Consider the following 16,268-nt stretch of genomic DNA (forward strand, 5'->3'; position numbering starts at 1 on the left):
AAAAACGTTAACCGCCAACCTCTGCGCTTCGGCGCGGAGGCCTCTTCACTCCTCACTTTCCCCGCCCGGGTCGCTTCCTCTCCACTCACTTTCCCCGCCCGAGTCGCTTCCTCTCCACTCACTTTCCCCGCCCGAGTCGCTTCCTCTCCACTCCTTAATTTTCTTTATGTCTCCGTCCGCAGCACATGAGGAAGGTTTCTGATGTCACAAAAAAATATTTACAGCCTGCAGAGTGGGTCGGTATACACAGCAACTGAACTTACCAAGCTTGCAAAAATTTTTTGAACGAGGAGTATCGAATGCTGAAACTGTCTCTGCCGTTGTCTGGTTTGCTTTTCTGCACCAGTCTGAGTGTTTTTGCAGCGCCTGTCCCTGTTGAAAGTCTGGCCGGACAAACCTTTATCGTGAAAGGTGAAGCGTTTCAAGCCAAGCTAGCGATCACTGAGGATGGTCTGGGCAGAATCTGGCGTCCGGATGGTTACTCAACTCTGAAGTGGACTGCGGAGGGTGATGTTCTGGTCGCCACTCTTGATACTCCACTCGAAAGCCCCTATCAAAGTGCGGATGCTCAAGGCAATCCGGTGATGGGTGTCACCCGATTGGAAAGTCTCAGCTTCTCGTTTGAAGAAGGCCAGGCGATCGTCGCGGATGTGACGGAAACCTATCGCGACATCTTCCCGGCGGAATCAGGAATTCCGGAAGCCATCCAGGAATATGAAAATCTGGATCTGCCTTTCGTCAATTACACCAGCCTGAAACCCTTGACACCGGCAGCCGGCACCGTACTGGCTCTGCCCTTGAGCGGTGATCAATCCGCGATCATCAAGGTCTCCGATGCCACCCAGGCTATTCTGGTGGAAGATCCCTTGAACAAGGCTCCTGCCACCTTCGGCGTGAGCATCGCCGATAGCCTTGTGCTGAATCTTTCGGAAACCAGTTCGATTCGTTACACCATTATTGAAGATCAGGGTTTGAGTGCCCTCCTCCTGGCTGAAGTGAAAGCGGAGGGTCAGGAATCGATCTTCATTTCGGCGGGCGGCATTGTCGATGAAGCTGTGTATCAGACGCCAGCTTCGGCTGCGGAATTCACAGGAACCTATACCATTCCTGAATTCGCCGACACCCAGTACATCTTTGACGCCAACGGTGTCGCACGGGTGGTCGCCACTCTTCCGGATGGAACCGTCGATGAATTTGTGCTGACCTGGGGCGAGCAGGCTGGACTGATTTTTGGCAACCGCTGGACCCAGATGAGTGCCGATCAGGTTCCTACTCCCGTTCTTGACCCTGCTATTGCCCTCGCCTGCCAGGCCGGGACCGCCAGCTGCGAGATCGCCCAGACACGGACTTACAAAATTCTCGCCAAAACCGGCGATCAGTTGATGGTTCTGCGGGTCCTGGATCAAAAAGTGGAGAACGGGATCAGCTCGTGGATCCACGTCTTTAACAAAGTCGCAAGGTAATCATCACTCGATCCACCTCCGGGTGGATCCTGGAATCGCCACAGGCCCCGATGGGATCGACCGTCGGGGCTTTTTTATTGCACCGGTCCAGGTGGTGAATTACAAGTAAAAGCCCGACTTTGACCTTCCAGGAGCAGGGAGATGGTTTTGCGTCACTTACCCAACAGGCAATGGACGCGGGCGTGTTCGCACATGCGCCATTTTTTCTTTTCCTATCTCATGCTTGCTCTTTGCCTGGGTGCCACCCTCATCCTTTGGATCATGTCCCGACAAACCGTGGAACGTGAGGCCAGTGTTCGCTTTGAAACACGAACCAACGAAATCGCGGACGCGATTGAAATGCGCATGCGTACTTATGTGCAGACACTCTATCAGACCCGGGGCTTTTTTCAGACTCGCGGCATACCCAGCCGTCAGGAATTCAGCACCTATATCCAGAGTGTGGACATCACAAGCAACTATCCGGGCATCCAGGGCATCGGTTTCACGCTGCGCATTCCCAAGGAGGAGCTGGCCGCGCATGTCGCAGCGATGCGGGCGACGGATGGGCAATATGATATTGAACCGATGGACGACCGTCCTGAGTATCATTCGATCATTCTCCTCGAACCTTTTGATTGGCGGAATCAGCGGGCCTTTGGCTACGACATGCATACGAATCCCGTGCGACGTGAGGCCATGGACAAGGCCCGCGATTCAGGGCTGCCGTATGCCACGGAAATGGTCACGCTCGTGCAGGAGACCCGGACCGATCGCCAGCCTGGTTTTCTGATTTACCTCCCTCTTTATGAAACGGAAGTGGCTCCCGAGACGCTGGAGGAGCGCCAGGATACGCTGCTCGGATTTGTTTACAGCCCTTTCCGTTCCCATGACTTTTTCACCGGCATTTTTGGCGAACCGCACGCGGGCATGGAGGTGGACTTTGAAGTCTTCGATGGCACCGGCATCAGGTCCGATACTTTGCTCTATGATCGGAACGGGATCTTCGAAGCTCTGACGGAACGGGAGTTTTATCTGGACAAGGCCGTTCCGCTGAAGATCCCCGGCCGGACCTGGACTCTTTACGTGCACTCGCTGCCAGCCTTCAAGGCGATCATCGCCAACCAGGTTCCGCACTATGTTTTGGGCGTCGGCATCCTTTTGAGTCTGCTCGTCTTCATTCTCTTCCTCGGTCATTCCATGAAGGTGAGGAATGAACGTCTGCTGCTCGCCGAGGCTCAGCGTGAACTGGCCGAACGGCGCCGCACGGAAGCGGAATTGCGCAACAGCGAGGAGCGCTATCGCGTGCTGACAGAAACCACCACGCATGGAGTCTGGACGGCGACGCCTGATGGAGTCATGACCTATATCAATCGCTGGTGGCAAAAATATACCGGGCTGGCCAGGTCGGTGAACCTGCGGGAGGATTGGGAGTCGGTCGTGCATCCCGCGCATCATCAAAGGCTGAAGGACTGGCTCGCGACCTCGGACGCCAAAAATATCGGCGAAATTGAGATTCCGTTTCGCCGGGCCGAGGACGGCAGCTATCGCTGGCATCTGGCGCGACGTTCCCCGGTGCTCGACGCCGCGAACCAGGTGATGCAGTGGGTGACGGTGGCGATCGACATTCATCGCTTGAAGGAGCTGGAGGAGGAACGCCGGGCGCGGGAGGAGGAACTTCGTATCATCACCGATGCCCTGCCCGCTTTAATATCCTATACCGATGCCGAGCAAACCTTGCGCTTCCTCAACGCTGAGTATGAACGCTGGTTCGGGCGCTCCCTTTCCACCATGCAGGGCCTGCCGATTGATAAGCTCTGGTCGGCGTTCCTGACCAATCCCGAAGAGGAAAAACACTACCGGGATGCGGCCATGAAGGGACAAAGGGTCAGCTTTGAAACCGTCCTGGAACACAGTGATGGCAGTCTCAGGCCCAGCAACATCACCTATGTGCCGCGTTTCAAGCCGGATGGCATCAGCACGGACGGTTTTTTTGCGTTGATCACCGACCTCTCCCGCATTCGGAAAATGGAAGAGGAGCTGCAGGTCAATCAGGAGCGCCTTGAACTCGTCACGCATTCGGTCAATCTCGGCCTTTGGTTCTGTGATCTCCCCTTTCGCAAACTGATTTGGAATACCTGGGTCAAGGAGCACTTCTGGCTTCCACACGATACCGAGGTCACCATTGAACTCTTTCTGCAGCGACTGCATCCCGAGGATCGGAAAAAAACCCGGCGCGGGATCGCCCACACTCTGCTCCATCGCAGTCCCTTTGATATGGAATTCCGCACAGTCAATCCCGAGACCGGCGCCATCAAATGGATTCGGGCCATCGGTCGGGCCTTTTATGATGGCCAGGGACAGGCCCAGCGTTTCGATGGAGTTTCCATCGATATCACCGATCAAAAAGCCAAGGAGCACCTGCTCCGCGAACAGATGCGGACCACGGAAACGCTCCACAAGATCGGCAGGAGTCTGGCAGCGGAACTGGATCTGCACCGTCTCCTGCAGACCATAACGGATTCCGCAACCGAGGCCATCCGAGCCGGATTCGGCGCCTTTTTCTATAAAAAGATGAATGAAAAGGACGAGACCATTACACTCTACACACTCAGCGGGGTTCCCCATGAATCCTTTGCGCCGATGCCGATGCCGATGCCGCGCCACACGAAAATTTTCGAGCCAACCTTTATGGGTCAGGGCATTCTCCGCCTGGGTGATGTGACCCGCGACCCGCGTTTTGAACAGGATGCTTCTTTCCTTGGTTTCCCTCCGGGGCAACTGCCGGTGCGAAGCTGTCTCGCGGTCCCGGTCAAATCACGCCGTGGCGACGTCATGGGCGGTCTTCTCTTCGCGCACGAGGAACCCGACAAATTCAGCGAATCCGACGAGACGCTGGTCGCTGGAATCGCGGTGCAGGCGTCCATTGCCATCGACAACGCCGCCCTCTTTCAAAAGGCGGAAAACGAGCTGAACAAGCGGCGGGCTGCCGAAGAAAATTTGCGGACTCTGAATGAAGAGCTGGAAGCCCGCGTGCGGGATCGAACCGCCCAGCTTCAGGCGGCCAATCATGAACTGGAGGCTTTCGCCTATTCGGTTTCCCATGATTTGCGCGCGCCCTTGCGCGGGATCGATGGCTTCACAACCATCCTCGAGAAACACTATGCGGCCAGCCTCGATGAACAGGGGCAGCACTATCTGAAGCGCGTGAAGGACGCCGCAGGTCGCATGTCCCATCTGATCGATGACATGCTGAACCTGACCCGCTTGACCCGGCAGGAGATGCAACGCACGCCGATGAATCTGACCGCACTCGCTCAATCCGTGGCTCGATTTCTGATGGAGTCCGAAGCCCATCGTCAGGTGGAGTTTCGCATTCAGGAGGGCATGCACGTGGTGGCTGACCCGGTGCTCATGCGGGCCGTGCTGGAAAATCTGATGGGCAATGCCTGGAAATTTACCAGCCAGCGGGTCACTGGAGCCTGGATCGAAGTTGGTTGCGAGCTCAAGGATGGGCAGCCGGTTTATCACGTCAAGGATAATGGCGCGGGTTTTGATATGGAATATGCGGAGAAGCTGTTTCGACCGTTTCAGCGGCTGCATTCCACGCAGGAGTTTCCCGGTTCCGGTATAGGTCTGGCCAGTGTGCAGAGGATTATCCATCGACACGGAGGCAAGGTTTGGGCCGAGGGTCACGTGAATCAAGGCGCAGCGTTTTACTTCACTTTGGCCTGTAGCGAAAGGAATACAGTATGAGTCAATTTTCTCGAAAGAGCATCCTCCTGGTGGAGGACAATCGAGACGATGAGGAGTTGACTCTCATGGCTTTGCGGGAAAATCGATTGCTGAATGAAATTCATGTTGCACGCGACGGGGCCGAGGCTCTGGATTTTCTCCTGGCCCGCGGCATGTATGCCCACCGCAACCCCGCGGACACGCCGAATGTTGTGTTGCTTGACCTGAAATTGCCCAAGCTCAGCGGTCTGGATGTCCTGCAGCGCATGCGGGCCCATCATCGGCTCAAACTCGTTCCCGTCATAGTTCTGACCACCTCGCTGGAGGAGCGGGATATTTTCACCAGCTACGATTTGGGGGCCAATAGTTATATTCGCAAGCCGGTGGATTTTGGTAATTTTCTGGAGGCTGTTCGCCAACTTTCGTTATACTGGCTGGTGCTGAATGAGGCGCCTCGTATCGTTTAAACCTGGGAGCCGGGCATGAAAAAATCTCTCAAAGTCCTGATGATCGAGGATTCTGAGTTGGACAGCGCCCTGTTGACTGCGGCCCTGGAAGACAGTGGTTATGATGTAAGCGTCAGGCGCGTTGAAACGGAAAAGGAATTGCGGGAGAGCCTGCAGGAAAATTGGGACATTATTCTTTCAGATTACAATTTGCCGACCTTCAGTGGCCTTAAGGCTCTGCAGGTCCTGCGTGACTCCGGACTCGATATTCCCATTATCATAGTCTCCGGCATCATCGGCGAGGAGCGTGCCGCATCGGTGATCAAGGCTGGTGCCCATGATTTCATCATGAAGGACAATCTTTCCCGGCTGGGAGCGGCCGTGGAAATCCAGATCCTTGAATGGAAGGTGCGTGCCGAAAAGCGAAAGTCGGACCGGGCTCTACGGGAGAGCGAAGAGCGCATGCGGGTCCTTGTGGATGGCATCAAGGACTATGCGATCTTTATGTTGAGCCCGGATGGTTTTATGAAAAGCTGGAACAATGGGGTTCAAAGAATTCTGGGTTACAGCGAAGAGGAATTCATCGGCCTGCCCTACGCTTCCATCTTTACGCGCGAGGATCGTGCGACCGGCGTACCCGAGCAGGAGCTCGCGGGTGCTCTGCGTGATGGCCGTGCGGAGAGCGAGCACTGGTATATTCGCAAGAATGGAACGCCGTTCTGGGTTTCAGGCGTCACCAACGCCCTGCGCGGTGCGGATGGCGAAATCCTCGGTTTTGCCAGCATCATGCGTGATGAGACCGAGCGCAAGGCCAGTGCGGAGGAAAAGGAAAGACTTTATCACAAGGCGCAGGAAGCCAATCGCATCAAGGATGAATTTCTAGCGACGCTGTCCCATGAGCTGCGGACGCCCTTGAATGCGATCATCGGTTTTTCCGAGCTTTTGTCGATGGATCAGCCGGATAGCGAGGACTTTGCGTATTCGCTGGATGCGATCAACCGCAATGCGCAGATTCAGAATCAGTTGATTACCGATCTTTTGGATGTGTCGCGCATCATTACCGGGAAGCTTACGTTGGATATGCAGCCCGTATATGTTTCGGATGTCCTGGACGAGGCTCTGGTTTCCGTGCAGCTTGCCGCCCGTTCGAAGAATATCAGCATCCGGACGGAGTTCACGCAGGATTGTGAGCCGGTGCTGGGGGATAAATGCCGTCTGCAGCAGGTGTTTTGGAATCTTCTGAACAACGCGGTGAAATTCACCCCGAACGATGGCCGAATCACCATCCGCATGACCCGTGTGGACGGCCGTCTGCAGGTGGACGTCGAGGATAATGGCAAGGGCATCGAGCCGGAATTTTTACCGTATGTGTTCGAGCGTTTTCGTCAGGAGGATGGTTCGAAAACCCGGCATTTCGGGGGGCTTGGTCTTGGTCTTGCCATTGTGCGGCATATCGTGGAAGCGCATGGTGGAACGGTGCATGTGGAGAGTGCGGGGAAAAATCAGGGGGCGAAATTTACGATTTGTTTGAATCCCTTGAAAGTTGGCGAGGAGGCCCAGCCGCTGCCTCATCCCGCGTCTTCGCAGGAGAAACGAGCCCAGACCTCGCATCCCTTTTATTCCGAGGTCCTGCGCGGCCGGCACGTGCTTGTGGTGGATGATCAGCGGGATGCCCGCGAGCTCATTCGCCGGGTCCTCGATCGGGCCGGTTCCCGGGTGATGGAGGCTGCGTCCGGCGAGGAGGCGTTGCAGTGTATCACGGAAGTCCGCCCGGACCTGATCATCTGTGACATTGGCCTACCCGATGAGGATGGCTATAGCGTGATCAAACGCATCCGCCAGCGTATCGACCCGGATTTCCAGATCCCATCGATCGCCCTGACCGCTTATGTGCGGGAAGAGGACCGGCATCAGGCGTTTGCGGCGTCGTTTGATATCCATCTCGGGAAGCCCATCCGTCCCATGGAATTGATCCAGAGCAGTTCCAAGTTACTGCTGAAAACCGAGGCCCTGCGGTCGGCACAGAAGGAAGGGCGAGCCATTCCTATGTAGTTTGTGCGTGGAAATAGCGTGGTGGTGGGGGTTTCCGGGGGGTGGGTTGTTCATTTTCTTCCATTTTGTCCCTTGACAAGGGGGCAAAAACTTAATAATTTCGCCTCCTCTACAGATCGTGGGGATATAGCTCAGTTGGTTAGAGCGCATGCTTCACACGCATGAGGTCCGCAGTTCGAGTCTGCGTATCCCCACCATTCTTCCAAAACAAAATCCAATAAAAATCCAAAATAGATAAGTGCCCGCTTCGCGGTCACATGGACTTGTTTTGAGCCCGCGTTCGCGGGCGTGGGAAAGTGTGTGTCCCGAGTCCCCGTAAGTTTCCGTCAATACTATTCCGCAGTCCCGCCGGCCTTACCGGCATATTCCGAGGAAAACCTCTGACCTTCTACGAATCCCCTTTAAAGTAAACCCAGGCATTGCCGCCCCTTGGTTCGGACAGCCTGAAGGTGGGGTTCAATATGAACTTGATATGACAGTTCAGCAGCTCCTCGATTGCGGTATACTGGGGTAGTAAAGCAATAAGGCAACTAAAATGAAAAAATATCTGGCTGTTGACACACAAAGAGGCTACCCAACAGGTTCCGACATGTTCTATGAATGCCAGCTTTGCGGAATCTCGATCCCTAGTTTCCCCAAAGACTCAATAGGTTGCAAATGCCGGAATATCTTTATTGATGTGGACTATGGTCGGGTTTCGGTAAAAGATGATAAATCGTTTCGAGTCTACCAACAGAAAGGGAAAATATAATTCGGGTTAGTGAGCTACGATATAAAGTCCTTACAGCGGCAAATTTTTCATCGAAACACATGGTGTGCCCGGCCGTGGGACACACGCGACTTGCTTCGATCAAAAGAAACCAATTTGATACTTTTCAGAGTAATTGGTCGTCATACAGCCGTGTACCCAAGCACTACCTAGAGCTAAGAGACATTAAGCTTGAAGTGAAATAGCACTTCACTTAGATCGAGGTTCCAAATGATTGCATGATTTCTCCCCGAGCTTTTGTCACGACCACGCGAGATAATACGAAACTCGTGAACAGCCCAAACCTTATTAAGGACGAGGGTTTGACGGCGAAAACAACCGACCAGATATGGGTTTCCGACTGTCATTTCAAGTTTAATTCAGCATCTTTTCCCTCACTGTTTTCAGGCCGTCCAGGAATGTCGCCAACGGCGTCCGGCCGAGGCAGATCTTACCTTGGTGGGTTCGCTCGTTATTGTACTCCGCCAACCGAACGTCAAGGTCAATCTGAAGCTCCTCAAGCGTTTGATAGATCTTTTTCCGAAACGTCACTTGATAAAACTCATTGAGAATTGTGCGATGAAATCGCTCGCAGATGCCGCTTGTTTGAGGGTGCCTGACCTTGGTTTTTGTGTGCTCGATGTCACACATCGCAAGGTATAACTGAAAGTCATGAGAGTCAGGCTTCCCGCAATACTCCGTGCCGCGGTCGGTGAGAATACGAAGTACAGGCGCGTGGTACTGGTCGAAGAAAGGGATGCCCCTACCGTTCAGAAGATCAGCGGCTGTAATAGGGGTTTTGGTCGTGTAGAGCTTGCAAATAGCGATCTTGGAATAAGTGTCAACGAAGGTCTGCTGGTAGATCCGACCAACGCACTTGAGGCAGCCGACATAGAAGGTATCCTGGGAGCCCAGGTAGCCAGGGTGCGCAGTCTCGATCTCGCCGAAGGCGACGTCATCGTCTTTTTTCTTTTCAAGCGCGATCATCTGACTTTCCGTGAGGACGATGCCCTCCTCCTGAACCTTCCTGTCCAATGCCTTCAGGCGATTCTTGAAGGTTTCCAGATCGGAGCGTACCCAAGCACAACGTACGCCAGCAGCTGAAATGAAGATCCCTCGTTTTCTCAGTTCATTGCTTGCTCGGACTTGGCCAAAGGCAGGAAATTCCACTGCGATTTGGTTTACAGCGTCTTCAACAGTCTGATCGATTCGATTTTTGTGATTGGCCTTGCGACGGGTCTTTTCTACAAGGTTTTCGATTCCGCCTTCATCGACAAGCTCACGATAACGGTAGAAAGTATCTCGGGAAAAACCCATGACCTTGCAGGCCTTGGAGACATTTCCCAGCTCTTCGGCTAAATTTAAAAGACCCATCTTGTTTTTGATCAGTTTCTGAGTAGAATTCATCTTAAGAGTTACCCCTTACATTTGGATCTTGGCGGATCCATCTGTTTTTGTTTGTTGCTGGGGTAACTCTACCAATTTCTTCAGTATGTTGTCAGATCAAGTCGTGGCTTTTACAAATAGGCATTCTCGATGAGAAAATAAAAATCTACAAAGATTACTTCAGCTGCAACTTTAACTATCTAGTTCTTGGCAGACGTTAATGAAAGATGGTTTTTTAGTGACCTCGATGTAGCCCCATTCATTTTCATGGAACACCTTGGTTTGCGGAGAAACTATCTGGTCAGTGCTATTGTCTGCCTTGTTCATAAACACCTCTGTAACTTTCATCCCACGATTTGGCTGTAAGGCGCATTCACAATTTGAACAAGACCAGACCTCAAGAGCCAAAACGCTTGATATCTGTTCTCAGAATTCTTCATAAGTCAGAACAGGCGCCAAATTACCATCCTTGGGGTTATTGTTTTGACCGTATCACTCGCTAGAAGCAATTCTAAATGAACCCCGTACCTCAGATATAATACCCTATCAAAATCATCTCTCCAGACGCAAAGTTCGAGATGTTAGGCTTTTTCTCCTCTTCACCATACGGAACCCATTTAAATTCCATATTTTTGAAGTCACCAATTCTCAGATTGGTTCGTCCGGATTCATCCTTTTCGACCATAAAAAATTTAGGATTTAAAACCGTTACTTCACGAAAATCATCGAATCTAAAATAGATCTCATTGTCACTAACCCGAAATTCGTTAATGACATGCTGATTATCATAGGGTCTGCCGAACCAACCGTTTGGCAAAACCAATCCGAAGCAAGATTTTTCTATCGACTTAAACCAATCTTCAACATCTTCGATTCTAGCCATCAAAAATCCCCTGACTTGAAGGACCATTTTTGCTTATCAATGAATTCGTTGATGTAAACTTGACTGCCACCACCCAATAGCTGCCCGACGTCGAAACTAGATCCTACAGCTTTCAAGTACTGCGGTGCAGCGACGCCTTCATATATTATCGAACCCGCCGGAACGGTAACTTCCGCCCAAAGCCTCTGATCAGGCTTTTTGAAGGATAACTCCCGGCACATGAAAGACGAGGGAATCTGCTGCTCGCATGAATGCGAATACTCTTCATACGATTCCGGTTGACACATAGGATTTGTTGAGAGCCTATCGCGCTCTGCTCATTAATTTAAATAGGAGTCTACACGCCAGAGCCTCAATTAACTCTCATGGCTATACATGAAGTGCTCATGATATATCTTCAATAGCTGACAAAATCAGGTGGTAATCCAGTTCCCGGCTGGCTTTCTGGAGAACTCATCCTCGTTTATGCAATGCTCTTCAGCAGTTGAAACTGTATTGGGCCAGCTGGAAAGACCTTCGGGAAACGAATAATAGAACGTCGTTAATGGGTATCCATCATCGGTAAGCCGGCACTTCCCAAGAAGGTTTTGCACAGGGCAGGACTCATTGGGCCGCCACTCGGCCGAGTAACCACGCAGAACGTCGGTTAGCCTGCATTGACCTTGAGCCTTATAATCGTCACTTCGGACCGCCTCATACTCCTTGCAATAATAGACTACATCCTGGCCTTCTGAAGCCTCTGCAGGAGGATTTGAAATACAGGCTGCATTTATAATGGGAGGGCTGGTACTGGATTCAGAATCCTTCCCACAGCCTGAAACAAAAATCAAACCATACACGAGAATATTCAGGCTCCTCATCACTCCTCCATATCCACAGACCAAGGGCAACCTGCCTAATCTTAACATGCCTTGAAGTCATCGATCCAGAAGAACCCCAAGCACTCGTTCCTCAGGTCGCACTGCAGGGGTTTCGGATAGGCTGTTAACACTAAAGCCTGATGTGGCAGCTATCCAATAACATGCCGACCCCGTAGACCCATTTCAATTTGAAGTTGAGTTTCAAGTTCTGAATCCCGATAAAGTAACGATATTCCTGAGTGACCGGAGGCCTAATAATGACATCAAGGCATATTTTGGCGGCCACTTCTATTATTCTACAAGGCATAATTTACACGACAGGTTGTGGATTTCTTTGTGAAAGCGAACACTGTCGTGACTGGCAGACTGCTCAGGTCAAAACCTGTCGTGCCACGGTCGCGCTGCCCGATGTAGACTTTCCCATACGCGCGCATTTGCGTGTTGTCATGCCAAAGGAAATTTTGTTCCAACCGCAGGAGCAGTGGGAACCCTCCCTCAATGAGCAAAGGCCTGTAAACGATGGCAGCCTTCACAATCGACTTCGTGACTTTGGTGTCTCATGTCATTCGAACTTGTTTTCGGAAATACTGGTGGAAAACTATCCTGTCGAGAAACTTTCGGACAGCATATGTCGTCTAACTTTCCCGGACGATCAAGCCACTCAATTTGACCTTTCTTGGAACGCCAAAACACAGGTCGGCAAAGCTGTGATCCAAACGCAATCAGCTACCCCAGAGACCATAGAAGTCCCACGAGGCGTGCCTGACAGAGGATTTATGTCCCTCGCGACGCAAAATTTTGAATTTACTGCTCGTACGCTGCACTTCTCCCAGCTGCCTATTGAGGTGGAATATCAACAGCGGATTGAAGATGGTTATGACGCTACGCATCCGGACGATACTGGGGTTCGCTATCGCTATTCCTGTGAAATAACCAACCTTCGGCCATTGCCCGGCATGGTTGACGTTATGCGCAACCACAGTCGGGACGAAATTGTCTTGACGGAGACCTGCAGTATCTCACGCTATCAAGGATTTTTCGATCAGCGTGTTGAGATAACGCCTGAGATCGAAGGTATCAAAGTGCGGGTTCTTAATTCTCAAAATGACATTCTTGACGAAAATATTGTGGCGACCTGCGAATACGAAGAACAGGGCAAAAAGCAAAGCCGAAGAGCTTGGGGCTTTTGAGAATCATCCCGTTTCTCAGTTCTCTAGATATCAATCAAAATAACGCAGCGATGCCAGCAGGATTTGTCATGCTCTAAGATGTGCTGTGGCATTAGTTGCTGCTGACCTTTCAACTTGAAGCCGATCCCTGAAGAGTAATAAGATGAATAGTCAAACGGAAGCAGCGGACGATCCTTAAAACTGTTATGTTTAAACTTTTGAGGGACAGAGTCACCCACGATATTCTTAAGTGAATGGAAGAGATGCTAAACTTTATGGATTCCAAGAACATATTCATTGTATGCGGAAGGAAATTACGCCAAGTGGTCTGGATTAATAAGGAAGGAGAAGAATCGGAATACAGGTATATAGGCGTCGGCAGCTTATTTGAAACCAGAACTGCAGATGAAATAATAAAGGCAAACTTCAAAGATGGCACAATTTTTCTAGTTGTAGACAGACATGAGAGCAGAGAAATTTCAACTCTGGATGCAGTTAATGAAGTGCAAAGACTAACTGAAAATCATGAAATCGTCCTTACAAACATAAACTTCGAAAATTTTATCCATTTTAATAGGGTTGGAACATACAGAATCGGATTTTATAGAAAGGGGGTTCGCGATGTATAACAATTTCAATAGCCCCTGCTGACCCAGTTCCAGTATGCATTCATCGCAGCCAGAGCCTATCCTGGGATCGAAGAGACTATCCGAGATGCTATATACTCAGCGCTTCCGCGCTGAAATAAAAATTCCTTGAAAAGCCCATGGCCACTGGCCTTATCGCAAGTCACCCCGGAAGCGCCTCAAAATAAAGAGGTTCTCTTACAGCCTATCCGAAAACCTCAGCTAACTGAAAGAAGTGAAGCAAGACGCAACCCCTCTAGCGACCCTGCTTCAACTTTGCGCTTAGTATGGTTCGGATTCTTGTTCCCAGCCATTCGGATGCTGGCGGATCTCGATTCTCCAATATCACCAGCGTATAGGGCCCATTAGGCATCAAAGAAATCTCTGTGCTGACTCCATCGAAACCACCGTTATGTCCAATCCATTCTTGACCGTAGATCGTTTCAGTGGACATGCCGTATCCGTAACCAGACGAAATGCCAGGGCCGAAACGCGTCTTTTTCATCAAATCAAATGTTGTCTTACTGATAAGTTTTCCATTGCGAAGGCTTTGGGCAAACTTCAAAAGATCATCAGCTGTCGAGATTGCTCCGCCCGCTGGACTGCCGAGATCAGCAGTCGCAACTTTCCATTGATGCGGCTTGTTATCGTCTCCTCGACGTGTGTAAGGTGTTATTAATTGAGGCCCTTTGAACGGGACATTGTTGGGATCACTTGCGATCATACCGCTAGCTTCAAATATGTGTTTACGAATATACGGCGGATAGTCGATGCCGGATACCTTCTCGACGATCGCCCCCGCCAAAGCTATGCCTGCATTGCTATAACCCTGTCTTGAGCCGGGTGTATATTCCAATTCATCCAGCGCCGTTAATGGAACAAAAGCAGCTGCCCTTGCCCATCCATCCTTGAGCATGGCGGGTGGTCTTTTATCTAAAATATCGCCCATCCCAGCCGAGTGCGATAACAACATGCCAACCGTCACCTGATCACGCACAGTCTTGTTCGGGTAATCTGGAAAAAATCTGCTAACTTTATCGTCAAAAGAAAGCTTCTTCTGATCAACCATCTGTCCAGCAGCCACAGCTGTGAATATCTTGGAAAGAGAAGCTAGCGTGAACTGGGTCGATCCTGTAATTTTCGTTTTTCGATCACGGTTAGCATAACCTCGTGCTTCGGACATGATGACCTCGGAATCGCGAGCGATCATGACGATTCCTGAAAAAAGATCGCTGTCGCTCAGAAGTTCAACGTCGCTTTGGATTGCTTTGATAATGGCTGCATCGCTTAGATCCGCTGGAATTTTCCATCCTTGCAGAGGCATCGGGTCCAGCGACGGCATTTCAAGTTTGCCTTTGCTGTCTTGGCTCAGATAAAGTTCTAGCTCAACACGGGTTTTCTTTCCAACTAGCGTGGCTGTTAGTGATTTGGGAGAGGTATTCTGTACATTCTTGATCTCAAAACCACCATGATCCAGACATTGCCGAAGCATATAATCAGACATAACTTCAGCAGGAATATCCTTCAATATCTTGGCGGAAACCTGATCTCTGAATGTCTGTGTAAGGCCGTTCATGTCTGACGTGTTACAAAACCCAAGCAGCTTTTGTGCTCGTAACTGTAACGAAGCTGTCTTTGGCTCGATGGGCTTGGCGTTAATTGGCGAATGAGCAAGAAGCCCAGAGAATATCAAAAAACGAAGGTACATTGATTCATCCTTTCGTTATTACAGATCAGGCGAAACATATCGTCACAGAGCGTATTCGAAACTTATTGATATTGTAGTATAAGTCGGTATTCTTGACCATCTCCACCTGCTGAATTTGTAGGCTTTTGAGGTTGTCGTGGTGAGAAGTTTTGATCGGTACCGAATGCCTGAACAACTTTGGATCCAAATGGAATCGCTCCTTCCTGCCCGTCCACGCACTACTCGAAAAGGGGGCAGACCAAGACTGCAAAAGTTAAAACCAGTGGCTGACGCTATCTTTTACAAGATGAGGACAGGATGCCAATGGAACGCTATACCACGGGTGTTTGGAGCCAGCAGTACCATTCATGACTACTTTCAGGAATGGGTCGAGCTCGGTATTTTCGAGCGCATATGGAAGCTGGCCCTGACCGAATATGAAGAACTTCGCGGGACATCCTGGAAGCATCAGTTACTTGATACAGCGACTGTCAAAGCACCGCTCGGTGGAGAAAAAACTGGTCGCAATCCGACAGATCGAGGCAAGCTTGGCAGCAAACGCTCCATCCTGGTCGACGGACGTGGTGTCCCGTTGTCTTGCGAAATAGCAGGTGCGAACATCCATGACGCTCAGATTGTTCAAAAAACTCTAAAAAAGAGAAAGTACCGACGCCCAAGGAATCGGCTTCGCAAACGAATGCATATTCACTCGTGGGCGAATCAGTTTCGCGGCCTCAAAGTAAGGTGGGAGAAGAAGGCCTGCAACTACGAAGCATTGCTGCACATAAGCTTCGCACTAACAGCGCTTCGTATTGCCGGGGTTTTCGGATAGGCTTTTAGTCAACTTTGCTGATTTATATTTATGAGTCTCCCCTTCAATCGGAGCCCCATGCGAAGAATGAATGGTTGTGTCATGAACGACGTCGATTTCTTCTATCTCGCCGAAATTCAATTCAAGCCCACCCCAGCTGATTCTTTCAACCTGACTCGCATTCAGTGGATAAGTCGTTTCATTTTCACGCTTTCCGCTACATGATATGGCCAACGGAACGAGAGCCAGAATGCACAAAAATTTGCAACTTATCATAAACTAATTCCGATTCGTGACTATTGGGGATATTTCAATCTCTTCATTATCGGCATCAACGACGACATCTATGATCTCTAATTGTTAATTCTGTAAACTACAAAAAAGCTTAGAAATTCCTGCATGCAGATCTAAACTTCTCAATTC

13 protein-coding genes and 1 tRNA gene are annotated in these 16,268 nt (G+C 50.6%); 10 read left to right on the plus strand and 4 right to left on the minus strand.

Features of this window, described 5'->3' with window-relative positions; translation table 11 throughout:
• Positions 1-299: 299 nt before the first annotated feature.
• The 6 genes from OLTU_RS16790 (at position 300) to OLTU_RS33205 (ending at position 8,189) form a co-directional block, all read left to right on the plus strand.
• Positions 300-1,463, plus strand: a complete 1,164-nt coding sequence (locus OLTU_RS16790; protein ID WP_141733922.1) for a hypothetical protein — start codon at positions 300-302, stop codon at positions 1,461-1,463.
• Positions 1,464-1,655: 192 nt separating this feature from the next.
• Positions 1,656-5,198: a CHASE domain-containing protein gene (locus OLTU_RS16795; RefSeq protein WP_176736703.1), complete on the plus strand. Its 3,543-nt coding sequence runs from the start codon at positions 1,656-1,658 to the stop codon at positions 5,196-5,198.
• On the plus strand, positions 5,195-5,644 hold the full coding sequence (locus OLTU_RS16800) for a response regulator (RefSeq protein ID WP_141733924.1): 450 nt from the start codon (positions 5,195-5,197) through the stop codon (positions 5,642-5,644). Before OLTU_RS16795 ends, OLTU_RS16800 begins: the two co-directional genes overlap by 4 nt.
• Before the next feature lie 15 nt (positions 5,645-5,659).
• Positions 5,660-7,675 carry a hybrid sensor histidine kinase/response regulator gene (locus tag OLTU_RS16805; protein WP_141733925.1) on the plus strand — a complete coding sequence of 672 codons (2,016 nt, stop codon included), beginning with the start codon at positions 5,660-5,662 and terminating at the stop codon, positions 7,673-7,675.
• 120 nt (positions 7,676-7,795) lie between these two features.
• Positions 7,796-7,872 (plus strand) — tRNA-Val (locus OLTU_RS16810).
• A 197-nt stretch (positions 7,873-8,069) separates the two neighbouring features.
• Positions 8,070-8,189: a glycohydrolase toxin TNT-related protein gene (locus tag OLTU_RS33205; RefSeq protein WP_369696385.1), complete on the plus strand. Its 120-nt coding sequence runs from the start codon at positions 8,070-8,072 to the stop codon at positions 8,187-8,189.
• A 609-nt stretch (positions 8,190-8,798) separates the two neighbouring features.
• Here OLTU_RS33205 and OLTU_RS16820 read toward each other — a convergent pair.
• The 3 genes from OLTU_RS16820 to OLTU_RS16830 form a co-directional block, all read right to left on the minus strand.
• Positions 8,799-9,830 (minus strand): IS481 family transposase, encoded by a 1,032-nt coding sequence (locus OLTU_RS16820; RefSeq protein WP_141733926.1) that lies wholly within the window; start codon positions 9,828-9,830, stop codon positions 8,799-8,801.
• Positions 9,831-10,338: 508 nt separating this feature from the next.
• A complete protein-coding gene (locus tag OLTU_RS16825; RefSeq protein ID WP_141733927.1) occupies positions 10,339-10,692 on the minus strand; it encodes a hypothetical protein in 354 nt (117 codons plus the stop codon).
• Positions 10,693-11,105: 413 nt separating this feature from the next.
• Positions 11,106-11,552 carry a hypothetical protein gene (locus OLTU_RS16830; RefSeq protein ID WP_141733928.1) on the minus strand — a complete coding sequence of 149 codons (447 nt, stop codon included), beginning with the start codon at positions 11,550-11,552 and terminating at the stop codon, positions 11,106-11,108.
• Between the two features lie 257 nt (positions 11,553-11,809).
• Between OLTU_RS16830 and OLTU_RS16835 the strand changes: the two genes are divergently transcribed.
• Positions 11,810-12,742 carry a hypothetical protein gene (locus OLTU_RS16835; protein ID WP_141733929.1) on the plus strand — a complete coding sequence of 311 codons (933 nt, stop codon included), beginning with the start codon at positions 11,810-11,812 and terminating at the stop codon, positions 12,740-12,742.
• Positions 12,743-12,996: 254 nt separating this feature from the next.
• Positions 12,997-13,350, plus strand: a complete 354-nt coding sequence (locus OLTU_RS16840; protein ID WP_141733930.1) for a hypothetical protein — start codon at positions 12,997-12,999, stop codon at positions 13,348-13,350.
• Between the two features lie 253 nt (positions 13,351-13,603).
• On the opposite strand, the gene OLTU_RS16845 is transcribed toward OLTU_RS16840, so the two are convergent.
• Positions 13,604-15,055 carry a serine hydrolase domain-containing protein gene (locus tag OLTU_RS16845; protein WP_141733931.1) on the minus strand — a complete coding sequence of 484 codons (1,452 nt, stop codon included), beginning with the start codon at positions 15,053-15,055 and terminating at the stop codon, positions 13,604-13,606.
• 163 nt (positions 15,056-15,218) lie between these two features.
• Between OLTU_RS16845 and OLTU_RS16850 the strand changes: the two genes are divergently transcribed.
• Together OLTU_RS16850 and OLTU_RS32920 are read left to right on the plus strand one after the other, a co-directional pair.
• Complete coding sequence (locus tag OLTU_RS16850; protein ID WP_141736808.1) at positions 15,219-15,866, plus strand: IS5 family transposase; 648 nt, start codon at positions 15,219-15,221, stop codon at positions 15,864-15,866.
• 81 nt (positions 15,867-15,947) lie between these two features.
• Complete coding sequence (locus tag OLTU_RS32920; RefSeq protein ID WP_281181237.1) at positions 15,948-16,070, plus strand: hypothetical protein; 123 nt, start codon at positions 15,948-15,950, stop codon at positions 16,068-16,070.
• The last annotated feature ends 198 nt before the right edge of the window (positions 16,071-16,268 follow it).

Origin of the sequence: Oligoflexus tunisiensis (genome assembly GCF_001748245.1) — a bacterium.
Lineage (GTDB): Bacteria > Bdellovibrionota_B > Oligoflexia > Oligoflexales > Oligoflexaceae > Oligoflexus > Oligoflexus tunisiensis.